The 1021-nt window shown below is 56.9% G+C and carries 1 rRNA gene; it reads right to left on the bottom strand.

The features are described from left to right. Positions 1-1021 (bottom strand): 23S ribosomal RNA (locus ABZS71_RS35695); the annotation flags it as partial.

Below are 1021 nucleotides of genomic sequence, written 5' to 3'. Positions count from 1 at the left end.
TTCAAAGCGGGTACCGGAATATCAACCGGTTGTCCATCGACTACGCCTGTCGGCCTCGCCTTAGGTCCCGACTTACCCTGGGCAGATCAGCTTGACCCAGGAACCCTTAGTCAATCGGCGCACACGTTTCCCACGTGTGTATCGCTACTCATGCCTGCATTCTCACTCGTGAACCGTCCACAACTCGCTTCCGCGGCTGCTTCACCCGGCACACGACGCTCCCCTACCCATCACAGCGGCCGTTGGGCCTTGTGCTGCAATGACACGACTTCGGCGGTACGCTTGAGCCCCGCTACATTGTCGGCGCGGAATCACTTGACCAGTGAGCTATTACGCACTCTTTCAAGGGTGGCTGCTTCTAAGCCAACCTCCTGGTTGTCTCTGCGACTCCACATCCTTTCCCACTTAGCGTACGCTTAGGGGCCTTAGTCGATGCTCTGGGCTGTTTCCCTCTCGACCATGGAGCTTATCCCCCACAGTCTCACTGCCGCGCTCTCACTTACCGGCATTCGGAGTTTGGCTAAGGTCAGTAACCCGGTAGGGCCCATCGCCTATCCAGTGCTCTACCTCCGGCAAGAAACACACGACGCTGCACCTAAATGCATTTCGGGGAGAACCAGCTATCACGGAGTTTGATTGGCCTTTCACCCCTAACCACAGGTCATCCCCCAGGTTTTCAACCCTGGTGGGTTCGGTCCTCCACGAAGTCTTACCTCCGCTTCAACCTGCCCATGGCTAGATCACTCCGCTTCGGGTCTTGAGCGCGCTACTGAATCGCCCTGTTCGGACTCGCTTTCGCTACGGCTTCCCCACACGGGTTAACCTCGCAACACACCGCAAACTCGCAGGCTCATTCTTCAAAAGGCACGCAGTCACGACGCACCAAGCAAGCTTGATGCGCGACGCTCCCACGGCTTGTAGGCACACGGTTTCAGGTACTATTTCACTCCGCTCCCGCGGTACTTTTCACCATTCCCTCACGGTACTATCCGCTATCGGTCACCAGGGAATATTTAGGCTT

The organism is Streptomyces sp. NPDC005393 (assembly GCF_040606675.1).
Taxonomy (GTDB): domain Bacteria; phylum Actinomycetota; class Actinomycetes; order Streptomycetales; family Streptomycetaceae; genus Streptomyces.
Note: the sequence above shows the minus strand (reverse complement) of the source record. Positions and strands in the feature narration are given on the sequence as shown.